The organism is Streptomyces sp. NPDC028722, assembly GCF_040637655.1.
GTDB lineage: Bacteria > Actinomycetota > Actinomycetes > Streptomycetales > Streptomycetaceae > Streptomyces.
Genome location: NZ_JBEZWU010000013.1, coordinates 102,816 through 120,945, shown reverse-complemented (window position 1 = coordinate 120,945; position 18,130 = coordinate 102,816). Strand labels below are relative to the sequence as shown.

13 protein-coding genes and 3 pseudogenes are annotated in these 18,130 nt (G+C 71.7%); 6 read left to right on the top strand and 10 right to left on the bottom strand.

Annotation, left to right across the window (positions count from 1 at the left end):
- Nucleotides 1-260 precede the first annotated feature (260 nt).
- The gene (gene gabT, locus AB0F03_RS21185) at nt 261-1,595 is read left to right on the top strand and encodes a 4-aminobutyrate--2-oxoglutarate transaminase (protein WP_361994063.1); all 1,335 of its coding nucleotides are present in this window, start codon (nt 261-263) and stop codon (nt 1,593-1,595) included.
- A gap of 77 nt (nt 1,596-1,672) precedes the next feature.
- Nucleotides 1,673-2,542 (top strand): annotated as a pseudogene (locus tag AB0F03_RS21180) (phosphatase PAP2 family protein); the annotation flags it as partial.
- Between the two features lie 49 nt (nt 2,543-2,591).
- Here AB0F03_RS21180 and AB0F03_RS21175 read toward each other — a convergent pair.
- From AB0F03_RS21175 to AB0F03_RS21140, 8 genes are all read right to left on the bottom strand, one after another.
- Entirely contained in the window at nt 2,592-4,409 is a 1,818-nt protein-coding gene (locus tag AB0F03_RS21175; RefSeq protein ID WP_361994060.1) for a glycoside hydrolase family 18 protein, read from the bottom strand.
- Nucleotides 4,410-4,494: 85 nt separating this feature from the next.
- Nucleotides 4,495-4,953, bottom strand: coding sequence for a hypothetical protein (locus AB0F03_RS21170; protein ID WP_361994057.1), 459 nt, complete (start codon nt 4,951-4,953; stop codon nt 4,495-4,497).
- Nucleotides 4,954-5,128: 175 nt separating this feature from the next.
- Nucleotides 5,129-6,559 (bottom strand): FAD-dependent oxidoreductase, encoded by a 1,431-nt coding sequence (locus AB0F03_RS21165; protein ID WP_361994054.1) that lies wholly within the window; start codon nt 6,557-6,559, stop codon nt 5,129-5,131.
- A 22-nt stretch (nt 6,560-6,581) separates the two neighbouring features.
- A complete protein-coding gene (locus AB0F03_RS21160) occupies nt 6,582-7,382 on the bottom strand; it encodes an ABC transporter permease (protein ID WP_361994052.1) in 801 nt (266 codons plus the stop codon).
- Nucleotides 7,383-8,312: an ABC transporter permease gene (locus AB0F03_RS21155; protein WP_361994049.1), complete on the bottom strand. Its 930-nt coding sequence runs from the start codon at nt 8,310-8,312 to the stop codon at nt 7,383-7,385.
- Nucleotides 8,312-9,472, bottom strand: a complete 1,161-nt coding sequence (locus tag AB0F03_RS21150) for an ABC transporter ATP-binding protein (protein WP_361994047.1) — start codon at nt 9,470-9,472, stop codon at nt 8,312-8,314. The genes AB0F03_RS21155 and AB0F03_RS21150 overlap by 1 nt, the downstream gene beginning before the upstream one ends.
- Nucleotides 9,472-10,719, bottom strand: a complete 1,248-nt coding sequence (locus AB0F03_RS21145; RefSeq protein WP_361994044.1) for a spermidine/putrescine ABC transporter substrate-binding protein — start codon at nt 10,717-10,719, stop codon at nt 9,472-9,474. The genes AB0F03_RS21150 and AB0F03_RS21145 overlap by 1 nt, the downstream gene beginning before the upstream one ends.
- A 51-nt stretch (nt 10,720-10,770) precedes the next feature.
- A complete protein-coding gene (locus AB0F03_RS21140; RefSeq protein WP_361994041.1) occupies nt 10,771-12,324 on the bottom strand; it encodes a gamma-aminobutyraldehyde dehydrogenase in 1,554 nt (517 codons plus the stop codon).
- A gap of 209 nt (nt 12,325-12,533) precedes the next feature.
- Between AB0F03_RS21140 and AB0F03_RS21135 the strand changes: the two genes are divergently transcribed.
- Complete coding sequence (locus AB0F03_RS21135) at nt 12,534-13,097, top strand: NADAR family protein (protein ID WP_361994038.1); 564 nt, start codon at nt 12,534-12,536, stop codon at nt 13,095-13,097.
- A gap of 342 nt (nt 13,098-13,439) precedes the next feature.
- Here AB0F03_RS21135 and AB0F03_RS21130 read toward each other — a convergent pair whose 3' ends face one another.
- Nucleotides 13,440-14,441 carry a DUF4190 domain-containing protein gene (locus tag AB0F03_RS21130; RefSeq protein WP_361994035.1) on the bottom strand — a complete coding sequence of 334 codons (1,002 nt, stop codon included), beginning with the start codon at nt 14,439-14,441 and terminating at the stop codon, nt 13,440-13,442.
- Between the two features lie 18 nt (nt 14,442-14,459).
- Here AB0F03_RS21130 and AB0F03_RS21125 point away from each other — a divergent pair.
- The 3 genes and pseudogenes from AB0F03_RS21125 to AB0F03_RS21115 all read left to right on the top strand — a co-directional run bounded on the left by AB0F03_RS21125 (nt 14,460) and on the right by AB0F03_RS21115 (nt 17,689).
- Nucleotides 14,460-15,664, top strand: a pseudogene (locus AB0F03_RS21125) (adenosine deaminase).
- Nucleotides 15,665-15,683: 19 nt separating this feature from the next.
- The gene (locus tag AB0F03_RS21120; protein WP_361994031.1) at nt 15,684-16,403 is read left to right on the top strand and encodes a glycerophosphodiester phosphodiesterase; all 720 of its coding nucleotides are present in this window, start codon (nt 15,684-15,686) and stop codon (nt 16,401-16,403) included.
- 149 nt (nt 16,404-16,552) lie between these two features.
- Nucleotides 16,553-17,689: a serine hydrolase domain-containing protein gene (locus tag AB0F03_RS21115; protein WP_361994028.1), complete on the top strand. Its 1,137-nt coding sequence runs from the start codon at nt 16,553-16,555 to the stop codon at nt 17,687-17,689.
- Nucleotides 17,690-17,704: 15 nt separating this feature from the next.
- Here AB0F03_RS21115 and AB0F03_RS21110 read toward each other — a convergent pair.
- Nucleotides 17,705-18,127 (bottom strand): annotated as a pseudogene (locus tag AB0F03_RS21110) (hypothetical protein); the annotation flags it as partial.
- Nucleotides 18,128-18,130 lie beyond the last annotated feature (3 nt).

Genomic DNA, 18,130 nt, shown 5'->3' with positions numbered 1-18,130 from the left:
GCCGTTCCGTCCGCCATCAGCGAGTCAATCTAACGCCCCGGCCTGGGGAGTTCACCGCTTACGTGGCCGTAAGGCGCCGTACCCGTCCGGGTGGGCTATGTCCACCGCGGACAACGGGTCCCGCCGACAACGCCCACATGGAGCATGCCCACCCCGCGGAAGCGGTCTTAGCCTGCGAGAAAAGAAGGTATGCGTCCGAAAACGCACCACCCGGAACCGCCCGGGACTGCCCGGAACGCAAGATCATCAGGGAGCCCCCCATGACCGCACTTCCGCAGGAGCGCCGCGTCGTCACCGCCATCCCCGGCCCGAAGTCGCAGGAGCTTCAGGCCCGCCGTACCGCCGCGGTCGCGCAGGGCGTGGGCTCCGTGCTGCCCGTGTTCACCACCCGCGCGGGCGGCGGCATCATCGAGGACGTCGACGGCAACCGGCTCATCGACTTCGGTTCCGGTATCGCGGTGACGAGCGTCGGCGCGTCCGCCGAGGCCGTCGTGCGCCGGGCCTCGGCCCAGCTCGCCGACTTCACCCACACCTGTTTCATGGTCACCCCGTACGAGGGCTACGTGGAGGTCGCCGAGGCGCTGGCCGAGCTGACCCCGGGCGACCACGCCAAGAAGTCGGCGCTGTTCAACTCCGGCGCCGAGGCCGTCGAGAACGCCGTCAAGATCGCTCGCGCGTACACCAAGCGGCAGGCCGTGGTCGTGTTCGACCACGGTTACCACGGCCGGACCAACCTCACGATGGCGCTGACGGCGAAGAACATGCCGTACAAGCACGGCTTCGGGCCGTTCGCGCCGGAGGTGTACCGCGTGCCGGTGGCGTACGGCTACCGCTGGCCGACCGGTGCGGAGAACGCCGGCCCGGAGGCCGCCGCGCAGGCCATCGACCAGATCACCAAGCAGGTCGGCCCGGACAACGTCGCCGCGATCATCATCGAGCCGGTGCTCGGCGAGGGCGGCTTCATCGAGCCGGCCAAGGGCTTCCTGCCGGAGATCGTGAAGTTCGCCAACGACAACGGCATCGTGTTCGTCGCCGACGAGATCCAGTCCGGTTTCTGCCGTACCGGCCAGTGGTTCGCGTGCGAGGACGAGGGCATCGTCCCGGACCTGATCACCACCGCCAAGGGCATCGCCGGCGGTCTGCCGCTGGCCGCCGTCACCGGCCGCGCGGAGATCATGGACGCCGCGCACGCGGGCGGCCTCGGTGGTACGTACGGCGGTAACCCCGTCGCCTGCGCGGGTGCGCTCGGCGCCATCGAGACCATGCGCGAGCTGGACCTCAACGGCAAGGCCAAGCGCATCGAGGAGATCATGAAGGGTCGCCTCACCGCCATGGCCGAGAAGTTCGACGTCATCGGCGACATCCGTGGCCGTGGCGCGATGATCGCCGTCGAGCTGGTCAAGGACCGCGCCACCAAGGAGCCGAACCCGGAGGCCACCGCCGCGCTGGCCAAGGCCTGCCACGCCGAGGGGCTGCTGGTCCTGACCTGCGGCACCTACGGCAACGTGCTGCGCTTCCTGCCCCCGCTCGTCATCGGCGAGGACCTGCTGAACGAGGGCCTCGACATCATCGAGCAGGCCTTCGCGGGCGTCTGAGCCGCACATCCGAGCGACTGGTTCGCACCTCTGTAGGACGCCTGCGGCAGGCCGTGTGAAGAAGGTGTGCGGGGTGGATGACGGGAGCCGATTCCGTCTGCCCAAGCGCCCCGGCCTGCCGTAGGTTTCCTCCAGATGAGAGATACACCCCGCCCACAGGGGACTGTGGGCGGCGCCGGGCCGAGGCCTCCCCAGCTTCGACCTGGTCGTGCCCTCGCGCACAGATCCGGCGCCTGACGGCTCCGGGATCTCCTCACCGATCGGACGGTCGCCGCCCCAAACCCCCCGGGGCGCGCGACGTTCCGGTCCGGGCGGCCGCCCCGGAACGACCCCCCCTTGTTCCGGGGCGGCCGGCCTCCTTCTCCGCGATGTCTGCCAAGCTGGTCGCCGTGTCGACCTCAGTCCGCCGCGCCCTGCTCGCCGGCGTCCCGGCCGTCGCGGCCGTCCTCTTCCTCCTGATCACCTGGCAGGTCCTGGCGCACGGCCCGCTGCTGGGACCGGACGCCCGGCTGAGTCGGGCCCTGATCCGCCCGGACCGGTTCTCCGAGCTCCTCTCCGACCTCGGCAACGTCCAGGTCGCCGTCCCCGCGCTCGCCGCGGCCCTCGCGTACGCGGCCCGGCGGGGCCGTGCCAGCGGCGTGGACCGGTGGTGGCTGCCGCCGCTCGCCGCGGCCGTGCTGATGGCGCTGGTCCCGGCGGTCGTCGTGCCGCTGAAGGACCTCACCGGCCGGCCGGGGACCCCTGTGGTGCCCCCGGCGACCGGCTACTTCCCGTCGGGTCACACGGTGACGGCGGTGGTCGCGTACGGTTCCGCGACCCTGCTCCTGCTGCCCGGGCTGCGTTCGCCCGCCGCCCGCCGCCTGCTGGTCGCCGGCTGTGCGGCGCTCGTCCTCGGGGTGTCGTACGGCCTGGTCCGCCGGGGCTGGCACTGGCCGCTGGACGTGGTGGCCGGCTGGTGCCTGGGCACGGTGCTGCTGACCGCCCTCGTCCTGGCGGTCAGCCGAAGTAGGCGTCGAAGTTCTTCTGGAACTCCCAGTTCGCGTAGCGGTCCCAGTTCACCGACCACGTCATCAGACCGCGCAGGGCGGGCCAGGTCCCGTGGGGCGCGTACGAGCCGCAGTTCGTCTTCTTCGTGAGGCAGTCCAGGGCCTTGGTGACCTCGGACGGGGAGACGTAGCCGTTGCCCGCGTTCGTCGACGCCGGCATGCCGATGGCGACCTGGTCGGGGCGCAGCGGCGGGAAGACGTTGTTCGCGTCGCCGGCGACCGGGAAGCCGGTGAGGAGCATGTCGGTCATGGCGACGTGGAAGTCGGCGCCGCCCATGGAGTGGTACTGGTTGTCCAGGCCCATGATCGGGCCCGAGTTGTAGTCCTGGACGTGGAGCAGGGTCAGGTCGTCGCGCAGGGCGTGGATCACCGGGAGGTAGGCGCCGCAGCGCGGGTCCTGGCCGCCCCACTTGCCGGTGCCGTAGTACTGGTAGCCGTTCTGCACGAAGAAGGTCTCGGGAGCCATGGTCAGGACGAACTTGGCGCCGTACTTGGCCTTGAGGGTCTTCAGTGCCGAGATCAGGTTGACGATCACGGGGGTGGTCGGGTTCCGGAAGTCGGTGTCGCCGGTGTTCAGGGACAGCGAGTGGCCCTCGAAGTCGACGTCGAGTCCGTCGAGGCCGTAGGTGTCGATGATCTTCGAGACGGAGGAGACGAAGGTGTCGCGGGCGGCCGTCGTGGTCAGCTGGACCTGGCCGTTCTGGCCGCCGATCGAGATCAGCACCTTCTTGCCGGCCGCCTGCTTGGCCTTGACCGCGGCCTTGAAGTCGGCGTCGCTCTCCACGTTCGGGCACTCGGTGACCGGGCAGCGGTTGAAGCGGATGTCGCCGGAGGTGGCCGAGGTGGGCTCGCCGAAGGACAGGTCGATGACGTCCCAGCTGTCGGGGACGTCCGCGAGGCGGGTGTAGCCGGCGCCGTTGGCGAAGCTGGCGTGGAGGTAGCCGACGAGGGCGTGGGCGGGCAGGTCGGCCGGGCCGCCGCCGGTGCCCGCGCCGGTCGTGGCGGTCACGGCCGTGGACTTCGCGGACTCGCCGGCGTCGTTGACCGCGGTGACCTGGAAGCTGTAGGCGGTGGAGGCCGCGAGTCCGGAGACGGTCGCCGACGTGCCGGTCACGGTCTGGACCTTGGCGCCGTCGCGGTAGACGGTGTAGCCGGTGGCGCCGGTCACCGCCGACCAGGACAGGCCGACGGAGGACTGCGTCACGGAGGTGGCCCTCAGGCCGGCGGGCGCGGCGGGCGGCTGCCCGGTGCCGCTGCCGCCGGGGCCGACGAGGGTGATGTCGTCGGCGTCGTAGGCGCCGGTGCCGTACCAGCCGTGGGTGTTGATCGTGACCTTGGTGGTCGTGGGTCCGGTGCGGAAGGTGGTGCTCAGCTTCTGCCAGTCGGGGGCGGACTGGGTCCAGGCGGAGACGTCGGTGGTGCCGGTGCCGGCCGCGGCGAGGTAGACGTAGGAGCCGCGGACGTAACCGGACAGGGTGTACTGCGCGTCGGGCTGGACGCTCACGGTCTGGCCGCACTGGGCGTTGTCGCCGCCCGCGGGGGTCGCCTGGAGGGCGGCCTTCCCGCTGTGCACGGGCGAGCCGACGATCGTACCGGCCGTGCAGGTCCAGCCGGTCAGGCCGGACTCGAAGCCGCCGTTGACGACTGCGTCCACGTCGGCCCCGACGGCCGCGTCGGCGGGCGAGGAGAGCGCGGTGATGCCGGGCACGGCCAGCAGCGCGGCCGTGAGCACGGTGAGGACGGTGCCGGGACGTCTGGGGCGATCCACAAGGGCCTCCGGGGTCAGGGGAGTTGACGGGGCCGAGCGGACACAACTTGGTCCAGACCAATCCTGTTGTCAAGGTGTCCGGGCGTCACCCGTCCGCGTTCCTCTCCCGGGCCGGCCCCGCCACCGCCTCGTGCATCGCCAGCTCCAGCAGCGCCGGGTCGGTCAGCGTGCCCGAGCCGTCCGGCGGCACCAGCCAGCGCACCCCCCGGGACATCCGGCCCGGATACGGCACGACGATCCAGGTGCCGGACCCGGCGGTACGGATGCCGGTGCCGAGCCAGCGGGCCGCGGTGCCCGGCGGCACGAAGAACCCGACCCGGCTGTCGCCGAAGTCGGCGAGCACCGGGCCGGGCCGGTCGAGCATGCGGGTGAGCACGTCCAGGGTCGGGTAGCCGAGGTCGCCCGGCAGGATGAGGACGTCCCACGCCTTGCCCGCGGGCAGCAGGGCGACCCCGAGGGGGTTGCGTTCCCACTCCCAGCGGCAGGCTCCGGGGTCCGGTGCGACGGATGCCAGCCATTCGACCGCCGTCTTCGGCCCAGTCATCGAAGAACCTCCCTCTCTCGTCCGACGCGGTCGCGTCACAGGGAGAGAGAGGGAGGTCCGGCCCGAGCATTACGCGGGTTTCCCGGCCTTCGTCCCGCGGTCCGGGTGGTGGCCGGAGTCTTTCGTTCGGATCAGGCCGGACCCCGCGAGCCCGGCATGATCCGAACGAGAGGCCCTAGCTGTCGAAGCCCAGGCCGAGCCGGTCCATGGTCCGCAGCCACAGGTTCCGGCGGCCGCCGTGGGCGTCCGCGCGGGCCAGGGACCACTTGGTGAGGGCGATCCCGGTCCAGGCGAAGGGTTCCGGCGGGAACGGCAGCGGCTTCTTGCGGACCATCTCCAGCTCGGTCCGCTCGGTGCGCTCCCCGTCCAGCAGGTCCAGCATGACGTCCGCGCCGAAGCGGGTCGCGCCGACACCGAGGCCCGTGTAGCCGGCCGCGTAGGCCACGCGGCCCTGGTGGGCGGTGCCGAAGAACGCCGAGAAGCGGGAGCAGGTGTCGATCGCGCCGCCCCAGGCGTGGGTGAAGCGGACGCCTTCCAGCTGCGGGAAGCAGGTGAAGAAGTGGCCGGCGAGCTTGGCGTACGTCTCGGGCCGGTCGTCGTACTCGGCGCGGACCCGGCCGCCGTACGGGTAGATCGCGTCGTAGCCGCCCCACAGGACACGGTTGTCGGCGGACAGCCGGAAGTAGTGGAACTGGTTGGCGCTGTCCCCCAGCCCCTGCCGGTTCTTCCAGCCGATCTCCGCCAGCTGGTCGGGCGTGAGCGGCTCGGTCATCAGCGCGTAGTCGTAGACGGGGACGGTGTACGACCGCACGCGGCGCAGCAGGCTCGGGAAGATGTTCGTGCCGAGCGCCACCCTGCGGGCGCGGACCGCGCCGTACGGGGTGCGTACGGCCATGCCGCCGCCGTACTGCTTCAGCGTCAGCGCGGGCGTGTGTTCGTAGACCCGGACGCCGAGCCTGACGCATGCCTGCTTCAGGCCCCACGCCAGTTTCGCCGGGTGCAGCATGGCCACGCCCCTGCGGTCCCACAGGCCGGCCTCGAAGGTCGGCGAGTTCACCTGTTCGCGCACCGCGTCGGCGTCCAGGAACTCGACGCCGTCGGCGAGCCCCTTCTCCTCCAGTTCCCGGTGCCAGTCGCGCAGTTCCCAGGCCTGGTAGGTCTCGGTGGCGACGTCGATCTCGCCGGTGCGTTCGAAGTCGCAGTCGATGCCGTGCCGGGCGACGGCGGCCTCGATCTCGTCGAGGTTGCGCAGGCCCAGCTCCTGGAGCCGCTGGATCTCGCCGGGCCAGCGGGCGAGCCCGTTGGGCAGGCCGTGGGTGAGGGAGGCGGCGCAGAAGCCGCCGTTGCGGCCGGAGGCGGCCCAGCCCACCTCGCGGCCCTCCAGCAGCACCACGTCGCGCTGCGGGTCGCGCTCCTTGGCGTTGAGCGCGGTCCACAGTCCGCTGTAGCCGCCGCCCACGACCAGCAGGTCGCAGGTCTCGGTGCCGGTGAGGGCGGGTTCGGCGGGCGGCTTGCCGGGGTCCTCCAGCCAGTACGGCACCGGTCGTGCCTCGGAGAGAGAGGCGGTCCAGTTGTCTCTGCCACGGCTCATGGCGCTCGGGGCCATGATTTCAACTCCCTACAGGGGCTTATGCCTTGTGTTTGTCACGGCGACCGGTGACGGCCATCGACGTCAGCACGAACAGCACGGCGACCAGGAACATGGCCGTGCCGATCACGTTGATCTGCACGGGTGTGCCGCGCTGCGCCGATCCCCACACGAACATGGGGAAGGTGACGGTCGAACCGGCGTTGAAGTTGGTGATGATGAAATCGTCGAAGGACAGCGCGAAGGAGAGCAGCGCGCCCGCGGCGATCCCGGGTGCCGCGATGGGCAGGGTGACCCGCACGAAGGTCTGCACGGGACCGGCGTACAGGTCCCGGGCGGCCTCCTCCAGACGCGGGTCCATCGACATCACGCGCGCCTTGACGGCGGTGACGACGAAGCTCAGGCAGAACATGATGTGCGCGATGAGGATCGTCCAGAAGCCCAGCTGAGCGCCCATGTTGAGGAACAGGGTGAGCAGCGAGGCGGCCATGACGACCTCGGGCATGGCCATCGGCAGGAAGATCAGCGAGTTGACGGCGCCGCGGGCGCGGAAGCGGTAGCGGACCAGCGCGAAGGAGATCATCGTGCCGAGGACGGTGGCGCCGACCGTCGCCCACACGGCGATCTGGAGGCTGAGGGACAGCGAGCCGCACATGCCGGCGACCCCGCACGGGTCCCGCCAGGCGTCCGTGGAGAACTGCTGCCACTCGTAGTTGAAGCGGCCCTTCGGCCGGTTGAAGGAGAACACCGTGACGATGACGTTCGGCAGCAGCAGATAGGCGAGCGTCAGCAGTCCCGCGATGACGACGAGACGGCGCTTGAGCCAGTTGACGAGGAGCATTTAGACCAGGTCCTCCGTCCCCGACCGGCGGATGTAGAGCGTGACCATGGCCAGGATCGCGGCCATGAGGATGAAGGAGAGCGCCGCCGCCGTCGGGTAGTCCAGGATGCGCAGGAACTGCGTCTGGATGACGTTGCCGATCATGCGGGTGTCGGTGGAGCCGAGGAGTTCGGCGTTGACGTAGTCGCCGGCCGCCGGGATGAACGTCAGCAGGGTCCCGGAGACCACGCCCGGCATCGACAGCGGGAAGGTCACCTTGCGGAAGGTGGTCCAGGGCTTGGCGTACAGGTCGCCGGCCGCCTCGTGCAGCCGCCCGTCGATCCGCTCCAGCGAGCTGTACAGCGGCAGGATCATGAACGGCAGGAAGTTGTACGTCAGTCCGCAGACGACCGCCAGCGGGGTGGCCAGCACCCGGTCGCCGGCCGTCCAGCCGAGCCAGTCGGTCAGGCTGAGGATGTGCAGCGAGTTCAGCGTGTGCACGACCGGGCCGTTGTCGGCGAGGATCGTCTTCCAGGCCAGGGTCCGGATCAGGAAGCTGGTGAAGAACGGCGCGATCACCAGGATCATGATCAGGTTCCGCCAGCGGCCCGCGCGGAAGGCGATCAGATAGGCGAGCGGGTAGCCGAGGAGCAGGCAGAGCACGGTCGCGGCGGCGGCGTAGAGGACGGACCGCAGGAACTGCGGCCAGTACTCCGACAGGGCGTCCCAGTACGTCGCCAGGTGCCAGGTGACCTTGTAGCCCTGTTCCAGGGAGCCGGTCTGCACGGACGTGGAGGCCTGGTAGAGCATCGGCAGCGCGAAGAAGACGACCAGCCACAGCAGGCCGGGCAGCAGCAGCCAGTACGGCGTGAACCGGCCGCGTCTGCGCGGGGGCTTCTCCTCCGGTGCGGTCGGACTGAGGGGCGGGGGCGCCTCGGTGAGCGTCGACATCAGGCGGCGACCTCTTCCTCGGTGCCCGCGTCGATGTCCTGCGCCGCGTCGAGGCCGAAGGTGTGCGCCGGGCTCCAGTGCAGGACCACCTCGGCGCCGGGGACGAGCCGGCCGTCGCGCTCGACGTTCTGCACGTACACCGACAGCTCCTCGCAGACGGGGCTGTCGATGACGTACTGCGTGGAGACACCGATGAAGCTCGCGTCGGCGATTCGGCCGGTGATGCGGTTGCGGCCCGCGGGGACGGAGCCGGCGTCGTCGGCGTGCGTGAGGGAGATCTTCTCCGGGCGGATGCCGACCAGCACCGTGCCGCCGGCCGTCGTCGGGGCCGAGCACCGCGCCTCGGGCAGCACCAGTTTCCCGCCGCCCGCCGTGAGCACCAGGTCGTCGCCGCTGCGGGTGTCGACCTCGGCGCGGATGAGGTTGGAGGTGCCGAGGAAGTTCGCGACGAAGGTGGTCCGCGGGTTCTCGTAGAGGTCGGCCGGCGAGCCCAGCTGCTCGACCCGGCCGCCGTTCATCACGGCGACCGTGTCGGCCATGGTCATGGCCTCCTCCTGGTCGTGCGTGACGTGGACGAAGGTGATGCCGACCTCGGTCTGGATCCGCTTCAGCTCCAGCTGCATCTGGCGGCGCAGCTTGAGGTCGAGGGCGCCGAGGGGCTCGTCGAGGAGGAGCACGTTCGGGTGGTTGATGAGGGCGCGGGCGACGGCCACGCGCTGCTGCTGGCCACCGGAGAGCTGGTGCGGTTTCTTGCGCGCCTGCTCGCCCAGCTGGACCAGGTCCAGCATCTCCTCGACCTGCTTCTTCACGCTCTTCACGCCGCGCCGGCGCAGGCCGAAGGCGACGTTCTCGAAGATGTCCAGGTGCGGGAAGAGGGCGTAGGACTGGAAGACCGTGTTCACGGGCCGCTTGTACGGCGGCAGGTGGGTGACGTCCTCCTCGCCGAGGCGGACGGTGCCCGAGGTGGGCTCCTCCAGACCGGCGATCATGCGCAGGGTGGTCGTCTTGCCGCAGCCGGACGCGCCGAGCAGGGCGAAGAAGGAGCCCTGGGGCACGGTCAGGTCCAGCGGGTGCACGGCGGTGAAGGAGCCGTAGGTCTTGGAGATACCGGAGAGGCGGACGTCGCCGCTGTTGTCTGGTGTCGTCTTCATCGTCGTCATCACGCCCCTGTGAGCTTCGCGAACTTCTCTTCGTAGGCCGTCTCTTCCTTCTGGCTCAGGGAGCGGAAGGCATGGGACTTCGCCTGCATGGCCTTGTCGGGGACGATCAGCGGGTTGTCCGCCGCGTCTTTGTCGATCTTCGCAAGGTACGGCTTCACTCCGTCGACCGGCGTCACGTAGTTGATGTACGCGGCCAGCTCCGCGGCCTGCCGGGGCTCGTAGTAGAAGTCGATGAGCCGCTCGGCGTTCGTCTTGTGGCGCGCCCTGTTCGGTACGCACATGTTGTCGGTCGACGTCATGTAGCCGCTGTCCGGGACGACGAAGTCGACGTCCGGGCTGTCCGCCTTGAGCTGGACGACGTCGCCCGCCCAGGCCACGCAGGCCGCGAAGTCGCCCTTGGTGAGGTCGGACGTGTAGTCGTTGCCGGTGAAGCGGCGGATCTGGCCCTTGTCGACGGCCTTCTGGAGACGGGCGATGGCCGCGTCGAAGTCGTCGTCGGTGAACTTCCCCGGGTCCTTGCCCATGTCGAGCAGGGTCATGCCGACGGAGTCGCGCATCTCCGACAGGAAGCCGACGCGCCCCTTGAGCCGGGGGTTGTCCAGCAGGTCGGAGACCGAGGTGACCTCGATGCCGTCGAGTGCCTTCTTGTTGTAGGCGATGACGGTGGAGATGCCCTGCCAGGGGTAGGAGTACGCCCGCCCCGGGTCCCAGTCCGGGTTGCGGAACTGGGCCGAGAGGTTGCTGTAGGCGTGCGGCAGGTTGGACGGGTCCAGTTTCTGGACCCAGCCGAGCCGGATGAGCCGGGCGGCCAGCCAGTCGGTGAGGACGATGATGTCGCGGCCGGTGTCCTGGCCCGCGGCGAGCTGCGGCTTGAGCTTGCCGAAGAACTCGTTGTTGTCGTTGATGTCCTCGCTGTACCTGACCGTGATCCCGGTCCGCCTGCGGAAGGTGTCGAGCGTGGGGTGGCGCTTCCCCTTGTCGTCGACGTCGATGTACTCGGTCCAGTTGGAGAAGTTCACCACCTTCTCCTTGGCCGAGTGGTCCTCGGCGGAGGTGCCGCCCTGGCTCTTGCCGGCCGCGGGGATCCCGCAGGCGCTCAGCGCCCCGAGGCCGCCGGCCGCGAGCGCACCGCCGGCGGACGCCCGCAGCAGCGACCGGCGGGTCAGGCCGGCCCTGCCGTTGCGGAGGCTGCGCCGCATGGCCGCGACTTGCGGCGGGGTCAGGCGGTCGGGCTCGTACTGCTCCATGCGCGTGGTGCCCTTTCGGGAGGGATCGGCCTGGTCACTGGCCTGTCGTCGCTAGCGGTCCCCGAAGATCGTGCGGTGCCAGTCCTTCCGCGCCACCGCCGTGTTGTCGAACATTACGTGCTTGACCTGCGTGTACTCCTCGAACGAGTACACGGACATGTCCTTGCCGAAGCCGGAGGCCTTGTAGCCGCCGTGCGGCATCTCGCTGATGATCGGGATGTGGTCGTTGATCCACACGCAGCCCGCCTTGATCTCGCGGGTGGCACGGTTGGCGCGGTAGACGTCGCGGCTCCACGCGGAGGCGGCGAGGCCGTACGGTGTGTCGTTGGCCAGCCGGATGCCCTCATCATCACCGTCGAACGGCAGCACGACCAGTACGGGACCGAAAATCTCGGACCGGACGACCTCGCTGTCCTGCGGGGCACCGGCGATCAGGGTGGGCCGGTAGTAGGCACCCTTCCCGAGGTCTCCCCCGGGGGCCTCCCCGCCGGTCACCACGCGCGCGTAGGCACGCGCCCGGTCCACGAAGCCGGCGACCCGGTCGCGCTGGGCGTGCGAGATCAGCGGCCCGAGGTCGGTACCGGGCGCGAAGGGGTCCCCGAGCCGCACGGTCTCCATCAGCGCGGCCGTCCGCTCGACGAACGCCTCGTACAGCGGTCGCTGCACGTACGCGCGCGTGGCGGCCGTGCAGTCCTGGCCGGTGTTGATGAGCGCGCCGGCGACCGCGCCGTGGACCGCGGCCTCCAGGTCGGCGTCGTCGAAGACGACGAAGGGTGCCTTGCCGCCCAGCTCCAGATGCAGCCGCTTGACGGTCGCGGTGGCGACCTCGGCGACCCGCTTGCCGACACCGGTGGAGCCGGTGAAGGAGGTCATGGCCACGTCCGGGTGGCCGACCAGGTGCTCCCCGGCCTCCCGCCCGGTCCCGGTGACGATGTTGACCACCCCGTCCGGGATTCCGGCGTCGGTGGCGGCCTGGGCGAACAGCAGCGAGGTCAGCGGGGTCAGCTCGGCGGGCTTCAGCACGATCGTGTTGCCCGCGGCGATCGCCGGGAGGATCTTCCAGGCGGCCATCTGGAGGGGATAGTTCCAGGGCGCGATCGACCCGACGACCCCGATGGGCTCGCGCCGGACGTACGAGGTGTGGTCGCCGGAGTACTCACCGGCGGACTGCCCCTGGAGATGCCGGGCGGCGCCCGCGAAGAACGCGGTGTTGTCGATGGTGCCCGGCACGTCGAACTCGCGGGTGAGCTTCAGCGGCTTGCCGCACTGGAGGGACTCGGCGCGGGCGAGGTCCTCGGCGCGGTCGGCGAGCACGGCGGCGAACCGGTGCAGGGCGTCCGAGCGCTCGCCCGGGGTCGTGGCGGCCCAGCCCGGGAAGGCCGCGCGCGCGGCGGCGACGGCCGCGTCGACGTCGTCGGCGCCGGCCAGTTCGTACGTGTACACCCCCTCGCCGCTCGCGGGGTCGACCACGGTGTGGGTGTGACCCGAGGTGCCCCTGGTCAGCCGGCCCGCGATGAACTGCGCGCCGTCAGTGAAGCGGTCCTGCGCGGCGAAGCGTTCCTCTGCGGGGAATCGTTCCGGGGTGGCGGTGCCCGGGTTGTGCATGTCGCTCTCCTCCGCCGTTCGCCCCGCCCCGGTGGGCGGGTGGCGTAGCTCCAGCTCGATTTGAGTGCCGATCCTGACAGAGGGAGTGGTCGTCAACAAGTGATTCCGTTGTTGCCTTTTGGTTACGCGACGGAATCTGTCGACCAGGTGTCGAGTCGGGAGGGAAAAGGGCGGACGGAGTGTCAGTGGTGCGTGCCACACTCGCGTGCATGGGGAAGATCGACGGGCTGGAAGCCCTGATCAGGGAGGTCCGGGCCGGCTCCCGGATCACGTACCTCCACTTCTGGGGGCACCGGCCGCGGCCCGACGGGCGGATCGGCGCGAGCTGCCTCAGCCAGTGGTGGCCGTCACCCTTCGTGGTGGACGGTGCGGAGTACGCGACGGCCGAGCACTGGATGATGGCCGGCAAGGCCCGGCTGTTCGGCGACGCGGAGGCGGAGCGGCGGGTGCTGGCCGCGGAGCATCCCGCCGAGGCGAAGAAGGCGGGCCGGCTGGTCCGGGGCTTCGACGACGCGACCTGGGAGCGGGATCGCTTCCGGATCGTGGTCGAGGGCAGCGTGCACAAGTTCGCGGCCGACGAGAACCTGCTTCAGTACCTGCTCGGCACCGGCGACCGGGTCCTGGTGGAGGCCAGCCCCGTCGACCCCGTGTGGGGCATCGGCCTGGCGGCGGACGACGACGCGACCGCCGACCCACAACGCTGGCAGGGCCGGAACCTGCTGGGCTTCGCCCTGATGGAGGCCCGGGAGAGATTGGCGGGGGCGGGGGCCTGAGGGAGCGGGGGCGGCGCGGGCACCTGAGCGGGGGCCGACGCCTGGGGAGGCGGGCGTGAGCGTGGGCGGGGCCTGAGCGGGGGCGCGGCTCGCACGAGGCGGGGGCCGGCGCCTGGGGGGGGAGGCGGACCTGAGCCGGGCCGGTGCCCGAGCGGAGGCAAGCGCGCCGGAACGGGGGCGGGTACGGAGGCCCCAAGCCGGAAGTGGATGTCCGAGCGGGGAGGGGCGGGAGCCCGAGCCGGACGGAAACCCGAGCCGGGGGCGGGACCCCGAGCCGGGACGGCGGCCCGGGCCGAGGCGGAAACCCGGGCCGGGGCGGGACGGTGTCCGGAGTTGGGGGCCTCAGGTGTACATCGCGACGGCGAAGCCGAACAGGGCCGCCACCAGGACGATCCCCGCGGCTCCGCAGATGATGCCGGCCAGGGCCACGCCCGGGTTGGTCGCCTCGCCGTGGCGGACCTTGGACCTGCCCACCGCGCCGAAGATCACCGCCAGGACGCCGAGCACCAGCGCCACCGGCCACAGCAGGAAGCCGGCCGCCGCGATGATGCCCAGCACCAGCGAGGCCGTCCCCATGCCGTTGCTCGGAACCGGCTGCGTTCCGGGCCAGGCGTAGCCGGGGCCGCCGCCGTACGGCGCGGGCGAGGAGCCCGGGTAGCCGTACGCCGGAGCCGTCCCCGGGTAGCCGTACGGCACCTGACCGGGGCCGCCGGGGGCGATGGGCGGTGGCGGCACCGGGTCCGCCGCCCCCTGCCCGGCGGCAGGAGGCACCGGCGGGGCGTAGGGGCTCGGCTGCGGGATGCCGGCCGGCGGCGCGAACGGGTTCGGCTGCGGAGCCGGGGCTGAGGCAGAGGCCGGGGGCGCGTACGGGTTGCCCTGTGTGGCCGGGGCCGGCGGGGCGAACGGGTTCGGGTGCTGGGCCGAAGGTGACGACGGCGGCGCGTACGGGTTGCCCTGTGTGGCCGGGGCCGGCGGGGCGAACGGGTTCGGGTGCTGGGCCGAGGGTGACGACGGCGGCCCGTACGGGTTGCCCTGCGTGGCCGGAGTCGGCGGGGCGAACGGGTTCGGGTGCTGGGCCGCGGTCGTGGCGGCGGAGCCGGCGGCCGGGCTCGCCCATGGCGCGGGGGCGGCGCCGCCCGGCGCGTCCGGGGCCGTGGGGAATGAGGTCGGCGTCCGCCGGTCGTGGACGGAACCGGGGCCGGAACCGGGGGCCGGGACCGCGTCCCGCACCGGTGCCTCCGACGCGGCCCGGGCCGCGTCCTTGTCCAGGGAGAGCCGGGGTGCCCCGGACCCGTGCCCGGTGCCCTGCTCCCCCGGCGTCGACTGCGGCACCTCGTCGGACATGGTGGAAGGACCCCTCTGCTGGACGTCCCGTCATGCTACGGGCAGGCCGGGACACCGCGGCCCGGGGCCTACGATGATCCGGCGTCACCGATCAGCCGATCACCGCGCCCGCACGACCGACGCCGTCCCGCGGGCGCCCGTCCCGGGGAGGACCCTTGACCGACAGCTCCGTACCCGCCGCCGGCACCACCGGCCGCGATCTGCACGCCTTCATCGCCGGGCTGCCCAAGGCCGAACTGCACGTGCACCACGTCGGCTCCGCCTCCCCCCGGATCGTCTCGGAACTGGCCGCCCGCCACCCCGACTCCAAGGTCCCCACCGACCCCGAGGCCCTGGCCGACTACTTCACCTTCACGGACTTCGCGCACTTCATCGAGGTGTACCTGTCGGTCGTGGACCTCATCCGCACCCCGGAGGACGTCCGGCTGCTCACCTACGAGGTGGCCCGGGACCTGGCCCGGCAGCAGGTGCGGTACGCCGAGCTGACCATCACCCCCTTCTCCTCCACCCGCCGCGGGATCGAGGAGCAGTCCTTCATGGCCGCGATCGAGGACGCCCGCAAGGCGGCCGAGGCCGAGTTCGGGACCGTACTGCGCTGGTGCTTCGACATACCCGGCGAGGCCGGTCTCGAGGCGGCCGTGGAGACCACGCGGCTGGCCACCGACGACCGCATCCGTCCGGAGGGCCTGGTGTCGTTCGGGCTCGGCGGCCCCGAGATCGGCGTGCCCCGGCCGCAGTTCAAGCCGTACTTCGACCGGGCCCTGGCCGCCGGCCTGCACTCCGTTCCGCACGCCGGTGAGACGACCGGCCCGCAGACGGTGTGGGACGCGCTGACCGAGCTGAGTGCCGAGCGGATCGGGCACGGCACCAGCTCCGCGCGCGATCCCCGGCTGCTCGCCCACCTCGCCGAGCACCGCATCCCGCTGGAGGTGTGCCCGACCTCCAACATCGCCACCCGCGCGGTGCGCACCCTGGACGAGCACCCGCTCGCGGAGTTCGCGCGCGCCGGGGTGCTGGTCACGATCAACTCGGACGACCCGCCGATGTTCGGCACCGACCTCAACAACGAGTACGCGGTGGCCGCCCGCCTCCTCGGCCTGGACGAGCACGGTCTCGCCGGCCTCGCGAAGAACGCCGTCGAGGCCTCCTTCCTGGACGCGGAGGGCAAGGCGCGGATCCTCGCGGAGATCGACACGTACACCGCCGGGCGGCTCGCCTCCTGACGCCCACCACAATGGGGCCATGCAGACCGTGACCGCCGTGGCCCACCGCGGCGACCCCTACCGTTTCCGTGAGAACACGACCGACTCGCTGCGTTCCGCGCTCGACCGCGGCGCGGACGCCGTCGAGATCGACGTACGGCTCACCCGTGACGGCGTCCCCGTGCTGTTGCACGACGACACGCTCGAGCGGTTGTGGGGAGTGCGGCGGCCGCTGCGCGCGCTGTCCGCCGAGGAGGTGCGCGGCCTCACGGCGGGCGGGGTGCCGACGCTGGCGGAGGCGTTGTCCGCGACGGGTGAGGCCCGGGTGATGGTGGACCTGTGCGGACGGGTCGAGCGCCGCGCGGTCGAGCGGGTCCTGGACGTCGTGGGGCAGAGCGGGGCCCGGGACCGCGCCTACTACTGTGCGGGCGCCGAGGCGATGCTCGCCGTCCGGGCCGCCGACCCGGCCGCCGAGATCGCCCTGACCTGGACGTCCCTGGCCCCGCCCCGGCCCGCGCTGCTGGCGGCGGTGCGCCCCCGCTGGCTCAACTACCGTTTCCCGCTGGTCGACCGGGAGCTGGCCGCCCGGGTCCACCGCGACGGCTGCCTGCTGTCGGTGTGGACCCCGGACACCCGCCGCGCCATGCGCCGGCTGCTGGACCTCGGCGTCGACTCGATCACGACGAACCGCATCGACGTCCTGCACACCCTGCGTACCCCGGTGTTCCCGCCGGCCCCGGGGGACCAGCTGTCCCCGTAGGGGTGATCCCCGGCAATTCCCTTGTGGACAGGGGTGGTTGCTCGGGGACGAGCAGGGGTCGTACGCCCTCCTCGGTGAGGATCCGCCCCCCGTCCCGGCGCCGGAGGATGATCTCGCGTCCTCTTCCCGATCTCCTCAAGGAGCCTCCTATGCGCCGGAACAGCCGTTCCCTCCTCCTGGCCGCCGGTCTCGTCGCCGCGCTGGCCGCCGGCCCGCTGGCCGGACCCGCGTCCGCCGCCCCCGTGGCACCGGCCTCCGCCGGTGTCACGGCCGGCCCGGACAGCGAGGCACTCTCCGCCGCGATCGCCGGCCTCCCCGACCAGGACGCCACCGCCGCGCTGCTGCGCGTCGGCGGTGACGGGACCTGGCGCGGAACGGCCGGCGTACGGGACGTCAGGACCGGGGCCCCGGCGCTGGCGAACGGGCGGTTCCGGGCCGGGTCGGTGACGAAGGTGGTCACCGCGTCGATCGTGCTCCAGCTGGCCGCGGAGGGCCGTATCGACCTGGACGGCACCGTGCAGCGGTATCTTCCGGGCCTGCTCACCGACGAGTTCGCCCCCATCACCGTGCGGCAGCTGCTCGACTACACCAGCGGCCTGCGCCCGGGGGCGTCGCTCGGCGACACGGTCGAGGACGGCTACCCGCACCGCTTCGAGACGCTGACGCCCCGGCAGGTCGTGGCGGCCTCCGTCGCGCAGGGCCCGGCGTACGCGCCGGGCGCACGGCAGGACTACGGCAACATCCACTACACCGTGCTCGGCATGCTCATCGAGAAGGTGACCGGTGACACGTACGCGCACCAGGCCCAGGTGCGGATCTTCCGGCCGCTCGGCATGCGGCACAGCTCCTTCCCGGCCGGCGGGGATCCCCGCATCCACGGACCGCACAACCGCGGCTACGACTGGATCGACGGCGAGTTGGTCGACGTGACCGACTGGAACATGACCGACCGCTTCGCCGCCGGCGACCTGATCTCGACGAACGCCGATCTGGAGCGGCTGCTGGTGGGGCTGTTCCGCGGCCGGGTGGTGCCCGAGCCGCAGCTGACGGAGATGTTCACGCTGCCCGACGTGCCCGGGGCGCGGTACGGGGCGGGGCTGGAGCGGTTCGAGCTGAACGGCCGGGTGATCTGGGGCAAGACCGGCTCCCGCCCGGGATACGCGACGGTGATCGCGGCGACCCGGGACCTGTCCCGCACCCTGGTCTACTCGGTCAACTCCACGGACGCGAAGGGCGACGGCCTCACCGTCGCCCGGCGTTTCGCGTTCCCCGCGTTCAACCGCTGAGGTACCGCGCCGGGTTCAGCCCGCCGCGGTGACGGCCGGGGGCGCGAGCGGCACACCGAACGCCTCCAGCCGTTCGATCTTCTTCCGGACGACGTACAGCGGGATCACCCCGAACACGCCGAGCGACATGTCGATCAGGGTCCACCAGAAGGGGATCCCGCGGACGGGACCGCAGACGAGGGCGAGCGGGACGATCCCGGCGCAGGCGATCATCCCGAACTCGACGACCCAGATGTTGCGCACGGGGTCGCGGTACGGGCCGTAGAAGGCGACGGCGATGACGAGGTGCGCGAAGGCCGGCCAGTCGGTGCCGTAGAGGACGAAGGGGTGGTCGGCGTCGACGGCGTCCGGTCCGTCCCGCACCCGGGAGATCCACGCCGCCAGCCCCGGCAGGTACTCGGGCACGGACAGCGCGTTCAACGCGCTCTCGGTCCAGCGCGG

Coding starts and splice junctions, on each gene's coding strand:
- AB0F03_RS21140 (WP_361994041.1), bottom strand. CDS start 12,324: ATGCACAACCCGGGCACCGCCACCCCGGAACGATTCCCCGCAGAGGAA.
- AB0F03_RS21130 (WP_361994035.1), bottom strand. CDS start 14,441: ATGTCCGACGAGGTGCCGCAGTCGACGCCGGGGGAGCAGGGCACCGGG.
- AB0F03_RS21160 (WP_361994052.1), bottom strand. CDS start 7,382: ATGCTCCTCGTCAACTGGCTCAAGCGCCGTCTCGTCGTCATCGCGGGA.
- AB0F03_RS21120 (WP_361994031.1), top strand. CDS start 15,684: ATGCAGACCGTGACCGCCGTGGCCCACCGCGGCGACCCCTACCGTTTC.
- AB0F03_RS21115 (WP_361994028.1), top strand. CDS start 16,553: ATGCGCCGGAACAGCCGTTCCCTCCTCCTGGCCGCCGGTCTCGTCGCC.
- AB0F03_RS21155 (WP_361994049.1), bottom strand. CDS start 8,312: ATGTCGACGCTCACCGAGGCGCCCCCGCCCCTCAGTCCGACCGCACCG.
- AB0F03_RS21145 (WP_361994044.1), bottom strand. CDS start 10,719: ATGGAGCAGTACGAGCCCGACCGCCTGACCCCGCCGCAAGTCGCGGCC.
- AB0F03_RS21135 (WP_361994038.1), top strand. CDS start 12,534: ATGGGGAAGATCGACGGGCTGGAAGCCCTGATCAGGGAGGTCCGGGCC.
- gabT (WP_361994063.1), top strand. CDS start 261: ATGACCGCACTTCCGCAGGAGCGCCGCGTCGTCACCGCCATCCCCGGC.
- AB0F03_RS21170 (WP_361994057.1), bottom strand. CDS start 4,953: ATGACTGGGCCGAAGACGGCGGTCGAATGGCTGGCATCCGTCGCACCG.
- AB0F03_RS21150 (WP_361994047.1), bottom strand. CDS start 9,472: ATGACGACGATGAAGACGACACCAGACAACAGCGGCGACGTCCGCCTC.
- AB0F03_RS21165 (WP_361994054.1), bottom strand. CDS start 6,559: ATGGCCCCGAGCGCCATGAGCCGTGGCAGAGACAACTGGACCGCCTCT.